12 protein-coding genes are annotated in these 14,199 nt (G+C 66.0%); 3 read left to right on the top strand and 9 right to left on the bottom strand.

Annotated features, from left to right (window positions below; genetic code table 11):
* Nucleotides 1-5: 5 nt before the first annotated feature.
* The 3 genes from JNO53_RS07190 to JNO53_RS07180 are packed head-to-tail and all read right to left on the bottom strand — an operon-like array spanning nt 6 to nt 2,048.
* A complete protein-coding gene (locus tag JNO53_RS07190; RefSeq protein WP_203109160.1) occupies nt 6-380 on the bottom strand; it encodes a sensory rhodopsin transducer in 375 nt (124 codons plus the stop codon).
* Nucleotides 377-1,648: a D-arabinono-1,4-lactone oxidase gene (locus JNO53_RS07185; protein WP_203109158.1), complete on the bottom strand. Its 1,272-nt coding sequence runs from the start codon at nt 1,646-1,648 to the stop codon at nt 377-379. Before JNO53_RS07185 ends, JNO53_RS07190 begins: the two co-directional genes overlap by 4 nt.
* Entirely contained in the window at nt 1,641-2,048 is a 408-nt protein-coding gene (locus tag JNO53_RS07180) for a sensory rhodopsin transducer (protein WP_203109156.1), read from the bottom strand. The genes JNO53_RS07185 and JNO53_RS07180 overlap by 8 nt, the downstream gene beginning before the upstream one ends.
* Nucleotides 2,049-2,116: 68 nt before the next feature.
* Here JNO53_RS07180 and JNO53_RS07175 point away from each other — a divergent pair, with 68 nt between their 5' ends.
* A complete protein-coding gene (locus JNO53_RS07175) occupies nt 2,117-2,599 on the top strand; it encodes a DUF2721 domain-containing protein (RefSeq protein ID WP_203109154.1) in 483 nt (160 codons plus the stop codon).
* A 20-nt stretch (nt 2,600-2,619) separates the two neighbouring features.
* On the opposite strand, the gene JNO53_RS07170 is transcribed toward JNO53_RS07175, so the two are convergent.
* A complete protein-coding gene (locus tag JNO53_RS07170; protein WP_203109152.1) occupies nt 2,620-3,066 on the bottom strand; it encodes an Lrp/AsnC family transcriptional regulator in 447 nt (148 codons plus the stop codon).
* A 119-nt stretch (nt 3,067-3,185) separates the two neighbouring features.
* Between JNO53_RS07170 and alr the strand changes: the two genes are divergently transcribed.
* Both alr and JNO53_RS07160 read left to right on the top strand, forming a co-directional pair.
* A complete protein-coding gene (gene alr / locus JNO53_RS07165; protein WP_203109150.1) occupies nt 3,186-4,331 on the top strand; it encodes an alanine racemase in 1,146 nt (381 codons plus the stop codon).
* Nucleotides 4,328-5,587: a D-amino acid dehydrogenase gene (locus tag JNO53_RS07160; protein WP_203109148.1), complete on the top strand. Its 1,260-nt coding sequence runs from the start codon at nt 4,328-4,330 to the stop codon at nt 5,585-5,587. Before alr ends, JNO53_RS07160 begins: the two co-directional genes overlap by 4 nt.
* Here JNO53_RS07160 and JNO53_RS07155 read toward each other — a convergent pair.
* From JNO53_RS07155 to JNO53_RS07135, 5 genes are all read right to left on the bottom strand, one after another.
* Nucleotides 5,575-7,056 (bottom strand): mannitol dehydrogenase family protein, encoded by a 1,482-nt coding sequence (locus tag JNO53_RS07155; RefSeq protein ID WP_203109146.1) that lies wholly within the window; start codon nt 7,054-7,056, stop codon nt 5,575-5,577. The genes JNO53_RS07160 and JNO53_RS07155 overlap by 13 nt on opposite strands.
* Nucleotides 7,057-7,063: 7 nt before the next feature.
* Entirely contained in the window at nt 7,064-8,623 is a 1,560-nt protein-coding gene (locus JNO53_RS07150) for a pectate lyase (RefSeq protein WP_203109144.1), read from the bottom strand.
* Nucleotides 8,620-9,618: an alpha/beta hydrolase gene (locus JNO53_RS07145; protein WP_203109142.1), complete on the bottom strand. Its 999-nt coding sequence runs from the start codon at nt 9,616-9,618 to the stop codon at nt 8,620-8,622. The genes JNO53_RS07150 and JNO53_RS07145 overlap by 4 nt, the downstream gene beginning before the upstream one ends.
* A complete protein-coding gene (locus JNO53_RS07140) occupies nt 9,615-11,255 on the bottom strand; it encodes a family 43 glycosylhydrolase (RefSeq protein ID WP_203109140.1) in 1,641 nt (546 codons plus the stop codon). Before JNO53_RS07140 ends, JNO53_RS07145 begins: the two co-directional genes overlap by 4 nt.
* An 86-nt stretch (nt 11,256-11,341) precedes the next feature.
* Nucleotides 11,342-14,143: a TonB-dependent receptor gene (locus tag JNO53_RS07135; protein ID WP_238401734.1), complete on the bottom strand. Its 2,802-nt coding sequence runs from the start codon at nt 14,141-14,143 to the stop codon at nt 11,342-11,344.
* Nucleotides 14,144-14,199: the final 56 nt, after the last annotated feature.

Here is a 14,199-nt window from a genome sequence, read left to right as displayed (position 1 = left end):
ACGGCCTAGGCCGGATGGGCCATGGTGCCCATCCAGCTCGCTTCGGCATGCCCGCTGTCGAGCCGCGTCACCTGCACAACGATCGGCACGCTCGCGCGGACGATCGCGCCAAAGGGCACGCCCAGCGGAATGGCCTCGGGGAAGATGAGATCGTTGAAGCGCACACGGCGGACGCGGCGACCGCCCAGTTTCAGCTCGTACGGACCGACCGGCTCCCGGTGCGCATGGTGGATGGTGATCGCGATCCGCGCTTCCTCGTCACCGGTATTGAGCAGCGAAAGCTGGTCGCGGCTGGTGAACTCCGGCTCGGCCCCTGTGCTGCGCAGCGGAATGTGCCCTCCGCCTATCGCCCAGAGCGTCGATCCGAACCCCGCTGTCACGCGCTCACGCCAAGCAACCGCCGCAGCCAGGGCGTCAGGAACACCCCGTCCGGGTCCATCCGGCGGCGCAGGTCGATGAACGCATCCCACTTAGGATAGAGTGGCCGCAGTTCGGCAGCCGTAAGGCTGTGCTTCTTCGCCCAGTGCGGGCGGCCGTCGCAGTCGCGGAAGATCGGCTCGATATCGGCGAAATAGTCTTCCCACGGAAGTGTGGCGTTCTGGTGCAGCGAAATCGTGACGGTCTCGCGGCCATGGGCGGTGCTCAGCCAGCTGTCGTCCGCCTTGGTGAAGCGATAGAGCACGCGCCAGCCGACCGTCCGGCGCCACTTTTCTATGATCCGCTGGCGGACCTTGCGGAAGCACTCCACGCCCATTTCGGCGGGAACGGCGTATTCCATCTCCTCGAACATGTATGCGAGACCGCCGTGCTTGGGGATCACTTGGTGCGGATAACCGGTCCGATCCTCCGTCAGGCGCGCGAAATGACTGTAGTCCGCGCTCTTTCCGGGCCGGTTGAGGCAGCGCAGCTTCACCTCGTCGCTGCGCGGATACCAGTAGAAGTCGAAGTTGCGATTCTCGTCGGCCAGGTGATCGAGGCGCGGCAGGCACTCGTCCAGCGTCGTGCACCATTCCTGTCGGTGCAATTCCGCGGCCGGTTCGAGTTGCAACTGCGCGTCGGTGAGAATGCCGAGCGTGCCGAAGGAAACGCGCAGCGCACGCACGAAGTCGGGATCCTGCTCGCAGGTGAAGCTGCGCACGTCACCCGTTGCAGTGACGAGCCGGCCGCCGACCAGCGGCATCGACAGGTTGTTCAGCGTGCGACCCGATCCGTGCGTCCCGGTGCCCATCGCACCGCCTACCCGCTGCGTCGCGACGTCGCCGAAATTGGGCATCGACAACCCGACTTCGAGCAGCATGTCGCCGGCCTTCTTGAGCTCGGTCCCAGCGCCCAGCGTTGCCCGCGCCCGCGCCTTATCGTGCGTGCAAAGCCCGCTGAGCTTCTCGAGCGAGACGAGCAGGTCGTCCGTCGCGATGATCGGGGTCGAGGAATGCGCCGCGCCGATCGGCCGGATCGTGCGGCCTTCGGATGCACATCGGCGCACCAGAGCGGCAAGATCTCCCTCGCCCGCAGGCGCCTCGACCTGCGAGGGCCGGAAGCGCAGGCTGCCGGACCAATTGCGCCAGTCCTCGTCGAGGCCGTGATCGGTCGCCTGCCATACGGTCGAGGCGGAGGTGCTGCCTCGAGACGCGGCAGGCGCCTCACCCATCGGAGTAGGCGATGGTCGTCAGCAGCGCGACTTCGCTCCTGCGCGAATCGAGACGCGAATGCTGGACGACGATCGGCACGTCCGCTTCGATGACGGAGGCGTAGTCCGTATCGCGGGGAACGGGCTCCGGATCGTCGAGATCGTTGAATCGCAGGTGCAGCGTGCGCCGCGCGGGGACCGACGCGCGGTAAGGCCCCACCGGCTCGCGGTCGGCAAAGTAGAGTGTGATCTCCACCTGCGCATCGCGATCTCCGGCGTTCAGGATGCAGGCGGTTTCGTGCGAGACGAGCGCGGGATCGTCGAAGCTGCTCTCGCCTGGGATGTAACCTTCTGCGATCGCCCAGCGCCTGCGCCCGATTTCCGGCATGTCCGTCTCCTTCAGCGACAGATCAACCGGCATTCCCGCTCTCGCGTTCCCCGCACGGGATTGCCACCGGATCGGCTGGGGGACGAACGCGTTCAGGAGAGATGATAGGCGACACCTACTCCGCCCTGACGCTGATCGGCGCACCGGCCCTTCTGACCAACGCGACCTCCGTGCTGTTGCTGAGCACCGCCAACCGGCTCGGCCGATCGGTCGATCGCGCGCGCGTGCTGGGCAAGTCGCTGATCGAGGAGCCGCAGGCAGATAACTCGATCGAGCTTCGCGGACAGGTGCGGATCGCCAACCGCCGCGTCCTGCTCACGATCCGGGCGATCTCGACGCTCTACCTCGCCGTCGGAGCCTTTGCCGGCAGCACGCTCGCTGCATTCCTCAGCGCACTGATCCCGCGCGCAACTCTGGCTTACGAGGCGACTGTGGCGGTGACCATCGGCACAGGCGTGCTGGGCTTCGCCGCGCTGACCGTGGCTGCCGCGCTTCTGGTGCGCGAGAGCCACCTCGCTTTCCTCCTGCTGCGCAGCGAGACAGCGCAGCACGGTGAGATCCGCTCCCCCGAACGCCTCTTCTAGAGCCGCACGGCAGCCCGGGTTTACCGCCGGCGATGGCTGCGCATGGCGAAGCTCGAGGTGATGCGCGAGACACCCGGCAGGCGGGAGAGGACGTCGCGGTGGAACTCGCCATAGTCGTCGATACCGGCGATCTGGATGCGCAGGATATAATCGCCGTTGCCGGTCATCAGATACCACTCCTGAATCTCCGGATGGCGGCGCAGGGCGAATTCGAAGCGGGCGAGATACTCCTCGGTCTGCCGCTCCAGTTCGATTTCGACGATGGCGACCGTCCCTTCGTCCGGTCCCGTGCCCGAGACGATCGCGGTGTAGCCCCGGATTACGCCGGACGCCTCAAGCAGCTTCACGCGTCGCAAGCACGCCGACGGCGAGAGACCGACCTCCGCAGCCAGCGCGCTGTTGGTGATCCGCGCATCGAGTCGCAGGCGGTTGAGGATCCGCCGATCGGCGTCGTCGAGAGCTTTCATGCAGAATGTTCCATCATTTCGCAGATCATGCCGGCCATACGGCATTAGATGGCGTTTAGTATACGAAATTGGCGAGACGTTGAGCAGGATATGCAGTACTCCCGCTGAAGGAGCCGGGAATGCCATCACAAATCCCCATCGACGCATTCTCTAGCCGGCTCGGCATCGATCTTGATGCCATCCGCGCCAACTATCGCGCGATCGCCCAGCGCATCGCACCGGCGCGCTGCGGCGCGGTCGTCAAGGCCAATGCTTACGGTCTGGGCGTGGCGATGGTCGGTCCGGCCCTTTGTCGAGAGGGCTGCCGCACCTTCTTCGTCGCCCAGCTCTGCGAGGGAGAGCCGCTCGCCCGAGTGGTAGGCGGCGATAGCGAGATCTTCATTCTCAACGGCATCGATCCGGGAAGCGAGGCGCTTTGCGTCGAACGTGGTTTCCTTCCGGTTCTGAATTCGACGACGCAGGTCGAACGCTGGCGCACGCTTGCCCGCGCGACGGACCGGCCTCTTCCGGCGGCGTTGCAAGTCGACAGCGGCATGTCGCGCCTTGGCCTGCCGCCGGCGGCGGCAATCGATCTGGCGAGCGATCCGGCATTCGCCCGCGAAGTCGACCTTCGCCTACTGATGACCCATCTCGCCTGTGCCGACGAACCGGCGCGTCCCGCCAACGCGGAGCAGCTTGCGCGGTTTCGCGCGGTCCACGCGCATTTTCCCGGCGTTCCGGCATCGGTCGCGAATAGCGGCGGCACGTTTCTCGGGGCTGAGTTTCACGGCGATCTCGCGCGGCCCGGCGTCGCCTTGTTCGGAGTCGACCCGGGCCCCCTCGCCGAGGGACTGCGGCCCACCGTCCGCCTCGATGCGCGCGTACTCCAGATTCGCACGATCGAAGCCGGAACCGGGGTCGGCTACGGTCTCGAACACGTGGCGGCGACACGGCAGCGGCTGGCGACGGTCGCCATCGGGTATGCGGACGGCTGGCCCCGTTGTCTCGGCGGCATCGGCGCCGCCTGGCATGGCGGCACACGGCTCCCGATCGTGGGGCGCGTATCGATGGACAGCACGACCATCGACATCAGCGCGCTATCCGAGGAAGCATTGCACGAGGGGGACTTCGTCGAGCTGATCGGCCCGTCGCAATCGCTCGATCAAGTCGCGCGCGATGCAGGGACGATCGCCTACGAGCTTCTGACCCAGTTGGGCGCGCGGCATGCACGCATCTATCTCGAAAACGGCGCAACGCAGGTGCGGGCGCCAGGGGACCATCGATGAGAGTGATCGTTCTGGGCGCCGGCGTGGTCGGCGTGACCTCGGCTTATTACCTGGCCGAGGCGGGGCACGAGGTCGTGCTGCTCGACCGCCAACCGGGGCCGGCGCTGGAAACCAGCTTCGCCAACGCGGGCGAGATCTCGCCCGGCTATGCCTCGCCCTGGGCCGCGCCCGGCATCCCGGTGAAGGCGCTGCGCTGGCTGCTGATGAAGCACGCTCCGCTGATCCTGCAGCCGCGGTGCGACATGGCGATGCTGTGGTGGGTCGCGGCGATGCTGCGCAACTGCACGGCCGAGCGCTATGCGCTCAACAAGAGCCGCATGGTCCGTCTCGCGGAGTTCAGCCGGGACGAGCTGGTCGCGCTGCGCGGCAGGCTCGGCCTGGAGTACGATCAGCGTTCGCTCGGCACCCTCCAGCTCTTCCGCACGCAGAAGCAGCTCGACGCGAGTGCGAGCGACATCGCCGTGCTGGAGCAGTACGGCGTCGCCTACGAGCTGCTCGACCGCGACGGCTGCATCCGCGCCGAACCGGGCCTCTCCGCCTCGCGCGACCGCTTCATGGGCGGCCTGCGACTGCCTGGGGACGAAACGGGCGATTGCCACGTGTTCACCCGCCTGCTTGCCGAGCGGCTGCCGGGCATGGGCGTGGACCTGCAGTACGGCACGAATATCGAGGCGCTGGAGCAGGACGGCGACCGTGTGACCGGCGTCCGCACCGACCGCGGGATCGTGCGCGGCGATGCCTACGTGGTCGCGCTCGCCAGCCATTCGCCTGCACTTCTGCGTCCGCTCGGGCCTCGCCTGCCGGTCTATCCGGTAAAGGGTTATTCGATCACCCTGCCCGTGGCCGAGGCGGCCCGCGCGCCGGTCTCCACCCTGCTCGACGAGAGCTACAAGATCGCGATCACCCGGCTCGGCGACCGCATCCGGGTCGGCGGAATGGCCGAACTCGCGGGCTTCGACCGCACGCTCCATCCGCGGCGCGAGGCGACCTTGCGCCACTCGCTCAACGACCTGTTCCCAGGTGCCGCCGCCAACGAGGCCCCGTCGAACTTCTGGAGCGGACTGCGCCCGATGACGCCCGACAGCACGCCGGTGGTAGGCGCGACCCGGGTGCCGAACCTGTTCCTCAACACCGGCCACGGCACGCTGGGCTGGACGATGGCCTGCGGCTCCGGCCGCCTGATCTCGGCCCTCGTTGGCGGCGAAACCCCGCCGATCGACCCCGACGGGCTCGGCCTCTCCCGTTACGACGGCTGATCGCCGACTGCCCCCGCGACACTTGGGGCAGCGCCATTCCGAACCAGCTTTCCTAGCCAGCCCGCGATCTCATCCGCTGCGGGACTTCCGGCCAGCGCCGGCGGAAAGATTGCGTCGATCGCCAGCAGGCGGCGCGCCGCGTCCGCCGGATCGGCCGCGTCGATCCAGGCCGCCGCAGTGCGATCGGCCAGTGGATCGTCGACCACGTAGTGGGTGCCGTCGTCACAGCGTCCCGCCTGCCAGCGCATCCAAGCGGCGATCGCAAGGCTGGTCATCGGCGAGGCAAGCCCCCTCTCCTGCCGCGCCACGAGCGACGCAACCAGCCGTTGCGGCAGCTTCTGCGATCCATCCATCGCGATCTGGCGCGTTCGATGGCCAAGCGTGCCGTTAGCGAAACGCGCCATCAGCGCCCGGCGGTAAGCGGCGATATCGAGCTCCGCCGGCGGCGTCAGAGCGGCCTCCGCCTCGTCCCACAGCGCCTCGATGAAGGCGGAACCCGCCCCGATCGCCACGAACCGGTCAACGAACTCGATCCCCGCCAGCGCGCCGAGATAGGCGATGCCCGAATGCGCGCCGTTGAGCAGGCGCAGCTTGGCGGTTTCCCAGGGCGCAACGTCGGCCGTCACCTGAACGCCCGCCGCTTCAAGGTCGGGCCGCTCGCCCGCGAAACGGTCTTCGATCACCCACTGGGTAAATGGCTCGGTCTTGACCATTGCGCGGTCGAGGAGGCCGATCGTGGCAGCCAGCCGCTCGATATCCTCCTCGTCGGTCGCCGGCACGATGCGGTCGATCATCGTTTGCGGAAAGGCACCTTTCTCGGCGATCCAGTCGCGAAGCGCCGGATCGTGGCGCCCGGCCATGGCGAGCACCCCCGCCTGGAGGCTCCGCCCGTTCTCCGGAAGATTGTCGCAGGAGATCGCCGTGAATGGGGCCAGCCCCCGCTCCCGCCGCAGCGCGAGAGCGGCGACGAGGAAGCCTGGCGCCGTCTTGGGAGCGCGAAGGTCTGCGAGGTCGGAAACCACGTCGGAATCTGTCTCGATCAGCGCCCCGGTTGCGGGTTCGAGCTTGTAGCCCTTCTCGGTCACCGTCAGGGTCACGATATGCGTTTCTGGTGCCGCCAGCGCCTCGACGAGTGCGGCAGGACCCTCGGGCGCCACGAGCACGTCGGCGACTGCGCCGACGACGCGCACCCGCTCCTCGGTTCCATCGCGCACGACGAGGCTGTAGAGCCCGTCCTGCGGCGCCATCGCATCACGCGTCGCGGACGAGCGAAGCGAGGCGGCGCGGACGCCCCATCGCATGTCACCGCGCCCCAGAAGATCGTCGAAGACAACCGCCTGATGCGCACGATGAAAGGCGCCGATGCCGAGGTGAACGACGCCCGTCTGCATCGCCGAGCGATCGTAGGCAGGCCGTTCGATATCGCCTGGCATTTGCTCGACCGTGGAACCGGCCAGCCGCAAAGTCATGGTAGCATCACCAGTCGGAAACCAGCGCCTGGATAAGACGGCTCATGTTGGCGATATACGTCGCGGTCGAGATGCCGATGACTGGCGTGTCGGTCGTGTAGGGCGAAGTGTCGGTCGCATCGCCCACATGGGTCGACCGGAAGTCGCCGGGCGCAGATTCAGCGGGGCCGTCACCCCGGTAGGGGTTGCTCGTTGCCCGGAGCGGCGTCGGCCACCAGCCATCCTGGTTCAGCGTGCGGACGATATCCTCGGGCTCGGCCGCGTTCTGCGCGTTGAGATCGGAACCGGTCTCGAGGTCGACCACGAAATAGCGCGGAAGCGGCGTCGTCCCTGTCGCGTGGAGCGGGGAACTGGCGACAACCTCTTCTGGCGGCACCGTCTTCAACGCCTCGTGCTCCCGCCGCAGCGCCGCGACATCGATAGCACGGTAGGCTGAATAGTGGCCGAGCGGCGCTTCGGGGCTGTAATCCCAGTAGTATTCGCCATTCACGACGTTCGAGCCACGGCGGTGGACATAGATCGGCCGGTTGGTGCCGAGTTCGATGAACGTCGGAAAATGGCGGTCGCCACTTCCCTGCCCTTCCGGCAAGCGCACCGAGTCCAGCCAGTCCAGCGCTTCGGGAATGCGCGCGAGGAACTTGGTCTCGCCGGTCATGCGATAGAAGTTCATGAGCTGCCGCACGTTCGCCGCAGTCGTGCCTGTGTGGAGCGCGTTGGGTTCGTAGGTCCGTGCAGCCGCCGGCTTCAGATCGAGCGTATATTGGAGAGCCCAGCCCGGCTGCGGCGCCCCGAGCTGCGTCACCACGAAGGTGCTCATCGCCCGGATAATTGGCTCTCGCACGCGCGGGTCGCCGAGCGTCTGGTGAACCATGAGAAGGAACTTGATGTTCTCCGCCGCCACGTCGTCGTTGAACGTGATGAAGCGGGCGTACTCGGGATACTCGGAGTCGTATGGCCAGCGTTGGGGCCAGCCGCCGATAGGGTATTGGCTCTCCAAAACGAACCCGATCGCCTTGTCGAGCGCCGGGCGGTACTTTGGGTCCAACTTCTCGAGATAAAGGCGAAGGAGGAACTGCATCGCCTCGGAGGTGCCGGCATCGTCGAACGTCGCGTTGTCGGCGTAGTGCTGGAATTCCTCCATCCGCCAGGCATTCCGGCCGACCGTCTCGTACCAGTGGCGGGTCGAAGGAGGGCCGGCGAAATCGATGAAGTAGTTCCAGCCGCCGCTCCGATGCTGACCCCAGATCAACGCCGCGGCAGCCTTCTCGGCCGCCTGGTAATAGTATTCGTCACCGGTTGCATGATAGGCGTCGAGAAACAGGTGCCCCATGGTCGCGGTGCCAGGCGGCTGCACCCAGACCATGCTCGGCTTCGCCTCGAGCTCGCCCCAACGGCGGGACCTATCCGGCAGATAGGACCAGACGTAGCCGCCGTTGGTCGAGACTTCCTCGACCATGAACCGCGTCGCGCGCTTCATGGTCTGCTCGATCTCCTCGCGGCTTTGCGCCTGCGCCTGCGGCGCGGCGATCAGGATCAGCGCAGCCGCGCAGATCAGACGATAGATCATGCCCACAACCCCTGCCCCGTGCCCCAATGATGGAAAAGATGTTCCCAGCCCTCGACCGTCTTGCCTCGTGCGAGGCGGAGGCCAAAGCCATGGCCGCCGTCGGCGTAGAGGTGCGTCTCCGTCGCGATACCCCGCTCGCGAAGCGCGGCGCGGAGCATCAGCGTGTTCTCGACGACCACCGATTCGTCGTTCTCCGCATGGAGGAGGAAGGCAGGCGGCGCATCGGCCGGCACGTTGAAGCTCGGCGTATGCGCCCGTTCGAGCGCCGGGGAAGCGCCCTCGCCGATCAGGTTTTTGCGCGAACCGGCGTGGGCCGTGGGCGCGGTCATGGAGATGACCGGATAGATCGGCGCGGCGGCATCCGGGCGGGCCGAGAGGCGGTCGGCAGCGTCGATGGGGTCGTAGACCCTGGCGTCGAAGCGAGTCATCAAGTCCGCGCACAAGTGCCCGCCGGCCGAGAAGCCAATCGCCGCCACGCGCTTCGGATCGACATCGTATGCTTCAGCGCGATGTCGGATAAGGCGCATGGCGCGCTGCGCGTCCGACAGTGCGACGTTCGGCCCGGCGGCCCAGCCTTCGTGCGGCAGCCTGTAAAAGAGGACGAAAGCCGTGATGCCTCGTTCGTTCAGCCAGCGGGCCATCTCGTAGCCCTCCTTGTCGATCACCACCCAACTGTAGCCACCGCCGGGGGTGATCATCACCGCCGCGCCGTTCGGGCGCTCCGGCCGGAATACCGCGAGGCGCGGGCGGGCAATGCCGAAGACGTAGCGGTCGTTGAAGGCGGGGTTCGTGCTCCGCTCCTTGACCGTCTCGACCGGCAGCGTCTCCGGTGCGCCGGGAGCGCCACCGGGCCATAGATCGATCGTCTCCGTCGGATCGGCAAACGTCAGATGGGGAGACGCGGAGGTCGCGGGCGCGGCCGTCTGGCCCATCGCACGCGAGGCGAGCCCCAGCGCCACGCCGCCCATCAGCGCGGTTCGGCGGTCGAACTTCATGTCAGGGCCTCATACGTGAAGTTGGAAAAGCGCCCCTCGCCCTTTCCGGCAACGTAGAGCGCGGGGCGGAGGCTGAGGAAGTCGTAGGCGACGTTGTGATGATAGCCCGACACCTCCATCTGCACGTCGAACTTCTGCCAACTCCCTCCGCCATCCTGGCTGGTGTGGATAGTGAGAATGTTGCGGTCGTTGGTCAGGCGAATGCGCATCCTGTTCACCGGTCTGCCGCCTTTGGCGCGCTGCCCCGGTATCGCGCCCCGCGCGCGTTGCAGGCCGTAGCGGTGCATCATCAGCCCCTTCTCCCCGAAACCGAGCCCGGCATAAAGCCGCCGGTTGTAGAATAGGAGCAGCCCCGCCTCGGCGCCCGGATCGACCTCCACATCCGCTTCGATGCGATAGCGCTGGTCGCCGTTGACGAACGACAGGGGCGAGCAGTCGGTCGGCGTGCGCCCCTTGCCGCGCATATGGAGCACGCCGTTCGCCCGGCGCAGGCGCTGCACTTCGTTCGGCTCGGGATCGTAGAAGCTCCACTGGACGCCGAACTTGTCGGCTGTGAAATCGTCGCTGAGCGGCATTCCGTGCTGCTGGTCGGGGAGGTCGAGAGGCTTGTCGAGGGGTTCGGACAGATCGCCGCCCAACGGCTTTATCCAGCCGTCCTCGGTCCATTCGACCGGCTCCAGCAAGGCCTGCCGGCCGAGCGTCCAGTAGCCGTTCTCGTAACCATGGTAGATCATCCACCACTGGCCGCCCGGCCCTTCGAACAGCGTCGCATGGCCGCGCGACCACCATTTCTCGCGCGCGCTCTCGGTGCGGATCTGGGGGTTGTTCGGAGCATGCTCCCAGGGGCCGTGAATCGACGGCGCGCGGGCCATGATGACCATGTGGCCGGTCGGCGGACCCGCGGTGCCGCCGACGGCAGTGGTCATGTAGAAGTAATCGCCGCGCCGGGTGATCTTGGGACCCTCCGGCGCGAAAGTCTCGACCACCCAGTGCTCGGGGTAGTGCCAGGGATCGTAGACATGCTCGACCTCGCCGATGATGGACAGACCATCGGCGGATAACGGCACGCGGTCGCCGCCCGAGAGGAACAGCCAGCGGCTCCCGTCCTCGCCCACGGCATGGCCCGGGTCGATATGGTCGGGGAGCTTGAGGTCGATTGGATCGGACCACGGCCCCTCGATCCGGTCCGCATGGATGACGTAGATCGATTTGTAGTCGGGAAAACGCGCCGGAATGTAGAGGAAGTAGCGGCCGTCGTGCTTGACCAGCTCTGGCGCCCAGACGGAGCCGATCGGCTTGGTAAGCGCGGCCGTCACCGGCTGCCAGTTCACCAGATCGCGGCTGTGCCAGATGACCAGGCCGGGATAAGCATCGAAGCTGGAGAAGGTGAGGTAGTAGTCCTCGCCATCCCGCAGGATGGTCGGATCCGGATGGTCGCCGGCGAATACCGGATTGAGGAACCGTCCGTCGCCGAGGTCGGCCTTGCGCTGCCCTTCGAAGCCCTTGCCCCACACCATGTGGGCGTAAGGATCGAGCGAGGACGTCGCACGCGAGCCCTGCGCCAGCGCGCGCGCCGGGAGGAGCTGGAGGATACCGACGGCTGTGACCGCCTTCAGGCCGGTCCTTCGATCGAACATGCTGGAGAAGCCTCCTTGCAAGAAAGAAATGGCCGGCCGCACTCATCGCGCGAACCGGCCCAGCGGGAGCTATCCGGCGAAGCGCATCACAGCTTGAAGCGCACGCCTGCCATGATCACGCGGCCGAAGTGATTGTTCTCGTAATTCCGGCGCGCGAAATCGTCGGTCCAGCGATAGCGATAGTCGTCGGTCAGATTGGTGCCGTCGAGCGACACTTCGATCTGGTCGGTAAGCTGATACCGAATCGCGGCATCGAGGTTGAGCGAGCTGCCGAACCCTTCGAAGATGTTGCTGTTGCCACTAGTGCCCGTGAGATAGCCGCCGCGATAGGCGGCCGACACGCGGATCGATAGCTTGCCGTCGTCGTAATAGACCGTGCCGTTCGCCGACTTCTTCGACAGCCCGAGAAGGGGGCGAGTGTAAACGTCGCCGCTGACCGTATAATCGACCTCGCTGTCGATCAGGGTGACGTTGCCGAGCACACCGAAGTGGCGCAGCATGCTCAAGTCCGAAAATACCGAGAAGGGCAGGTTGAGGCCGAACTCGACGCCCTTCAGGCTTGCCCCCGGCCCGTTTCCGGTCGTCCTGAACTCGAATTCGCGATCCGGGTCCGTGCCGTTGACGATCGCGTCGTAAACCGGCGTTCCGGGCGTCAGCAGAGATGTCGGAAGGCCGCTGTCGGCCCAAGTGCCTTCGGTCGAAGTGCCCAGCGGGAAGCTCACGATGTCTTTCGCGAACAGCGCGATGGACGCCAGCGCGCCGGGGGCGAAGTACCATTCGAGCGCTACGTCGTAGTTCGTGGCACGGTATGGGTCGATGTAGGGATTGCCCGAAGAAATGCGGAAATTGAACTGGTCGACCGAGCCGCCCGGCGTGAGCGAGCCCAGGCCCGGCCGTGTCATCACCTTGGCGATGGCACCGCGCAGGATCAGGTTGTCGGCGGGGAAGATATTGACGTTCATCGCCGGCAGCCAGTCGTCGTAACTGCGCTCGACGGTCAGGTAGGTGCCGCTGAGGAAGCCCCCGGATGTCTGGTCGGTCTTGGCATAGCGGATGCCGGCGTTACCCGTCACACGCATACCGAACAGCGACGTTTCGTAGTTCGCCTGCAGCCAACCGCCTTTGACTTCTTCCGTGACATCGCGTTGCTCGCCCTGCTGCAGCACGCGTTCGCGGCCGTACAGGTCGATGAAGTCGGTCGCGGCGTCGAGGTTGGGAACTACCCAGCTATTGGTGTTCCCCGCCGGCTGGCCTGCATCGCCGAGATCGAAGATTTCCGCGAGATCGTCGGTCACCGGCGCACCAGTGGCTCCCGGTGCGCAGTCGAACTCCTGGCAATAGACGCCATCGCGCCGATATCCGATCGTGTCGAAATCGAACCGGCGATAGAAGGCGCCGCTCGCCAGTTGGAAGCCGTCGGCCACGTCCCATTCCAGATCGAGCGCGACCGTGCGGAACTTGTTGGTGAGGAACGACGGCCGGTCGCGGAACTCGGCGAATTCGAACGCTGCGGGGTCGTCGATCCCCGGACCGAAGACCAGGAGCGGTGACTTCATGTCGGTGTAGTCGTAGGTGTAACCATCCGCCCGGTCGTCGAACATGAGCGAGGTTTCGATCGGGATATCCGCGTCCGACCGCGAGAGGCCGCCCCGCAGCGTTCCCCTGAATACGTCGCTGAACTCGTGATCGATGTTGGCCGAGATCTGATAGAACTCGGTCTCGCTCTCGCGGTGGTAACGCTCGGTGCGGACGTAGGCGTTGTCCAGCTCGGCCGAGATGATGTTGTTGTCGCCATCAAGCACGTAATTCGAGATGTCGATGGTGTCTTCTTCGCTGCGCAGCAGCACCTCGCCCCAGAACTCGTCGCGATCCTCCTTGAAGTTCGAATAGAGACCGTCGATCGAGATATTGGTGCGATCCGTTGGCTTGAACTGGATCGAAGCGGTCGCACCCAGGCGCTCGCGGTCGTGGCCCACGAGGCCATAGCGCGGGATGCGCGGATGGAAGGCATTGGCGACCTCCGCGCACTCGCCGGTCGGATTGTCGAGATCGCACGCCACGCCGTTGACCGAACGGAACGGGTCCTGGGCCCAGCGCACCGAGTTGTTGCCGAGTTCGGCCGTCTTGTACTTCGAATAGGCCACCGAGGCGGACACGCCGAACGTCTCGGCATCGTTGGTCCAGCCGATCAGCCCGGCAAGGCGCGGGCCGACATTGTCGTTGAGATCGTTGTAGCGGGCCTGCGCCGACGCGGTCAGCGTCAGACCGGCGCCGTAGCTGATCGGATTGCCAGTGTTGAGATCCACGACGGCACCCAGCGAGCCTTCGTCGAGCGAGGCCGACGCGGTCTTGTGCACAACGATCGAATTGAACAGCTCGGACGCGAAGACGTTGAAATCGAACGCACGGTCGCGATTGGCGGACGCGCCGTCGGTCGAGGTTGCGATCGTCTCCATGCCGTTGACCCGTACGCGGGTGAACTGCGCGCCGAGACCACGCACGGTGATCGCACGCCCTTCGCCCGCGTCGCGCTCGATGGCGACGCCGGGAATGCGCTGGAGCGATTCGGCGAGGTTCTGGTCGGGGAACTTGGCGATGTCCTCGGCGACGATGACGTCGATCGCGGACACAGATTCGCGCTTCATGTCGAGCGCCGCGTCGAGCGAGGCACGGAAGCCGCTGACGACGATTACGTTGCCCTCTTCCCCGATCGCCTCTTCGGCGACCGCTTCATCGGCGGCACCGCTGGTGGGGCTGGGGGACGTGTCGGTCACCTGCGCGCTTACCACGGTCGGCAGTACGGTGGCCGCCAGCACGAAAAATGAAGTAGCTCCCATGAGCCGCGGCAGCGTAAGCTTCCGCGGCTCGATGTTCCGATCCTTGCGCATTCCTCTCTCCCTTGTCCTTTTCGCCCATGGAAGCGAATAAAACCGTATGACACCGG

This window comes from Altererythrobacter sp. C41 (assembly GCF_016803135.1).
Lineage (GTDB): Bacteria > Pseudomonadota > Alphaproteobacteria > Sphingomonadales > Sphingomonadaceae > Pelagerythrobacter.
The sequence above is the reverse complement of the archived record's forward strand: the minus strand, read 5'-3'. Positions and strand labels throughout refer to the sequence as shown.

What these genes read in the sequence shown, in the direction of transcription:
- JNO53_RS07185 (WP_203109158.1), bottom strand. Translation starts at nt 1,648, where the DNA reads ATGGGTGAGGCGCCTGCCGCGTCTCGAGGCAGCACCTCCGCCTCGACC.
- JNO53_RS07180 (WP_203109156.1), bottom strand. Translation starts at nt 2,048, where the DNA reads ATGCCGGTTGATCTGTCGCTGAAGGAGACGGACATGCCGGAAATCGGG.
- JNO53_RS07175 (WP_203109154.1), top strand. Translation starts at nt 2,117, where the DNA reads ATGATAGGCGACACCTACTCCGCCCTGACGCTGATCGGCGCACCGGCC.
- JNO53_RS07170 (WP_203109152.1), bottom strand. Translation starts at nt 3,066, where the DNA reads ATGAAAGCTCTCGACGACGCCGATCGGCGGATCCTCAACCGCCTGCGA.
- alr (WP_203109150.1), top strand. Translation starts at nt 3,186, where the DNA reads ATGCCATCACAAATCCCCATCGACGCATTCTCTAGCCGGCTCGGCATC.
- JNO53_RS07160 (WP_203109148.1), top strand. Translation starts at nt 4,328, where the DNA reads ATGAGAGTGATCGTTCTGGGCGCCGGCGTGGTCGGCGTGACCTCGGCT.
- JNO53_RS07155 (WP_203109146.1), bottom strand. Translation starts at nt 7,056, where the DNA reads ATGACTTTGCGGCTGGCCGGTTCCACGGTCGAGCAAATGCCAGGCGAT.
- JNO53_RS07150 (WP_203109144.1), bottom strand. Translation starts at nt 8,623, where the DNA reads ATGATCTATCGTCTGATCTGCGCGGCTGCGCTGATCCTGATCGCCGCG.
- JNO53_RS07145 (WP_203109142.1), bottom strand. Translation starts at nt 9,618, where the DNA reads ATGAAGTTCGACCGCCGAACCGCGCTGATGGGCGGCGTGGCGCTGGGG.
- JNO53_RS07140 (WP_203109140.1), bottom strand. Translation starts at nt 11,255, where the DNA reads ATGTTCGATCGAAGGACCGGCCTGAAGGCGGTCACAGCCGTCGGTATC.
- JNO53_RS07135 (WP_238401734.1), bottom strand. Translation starts at nt 14,143, where the DNA reads ATGCGCAAGGATCGGAACATCGAGCCGCGGAAGCTTACGCTGCCGCGG.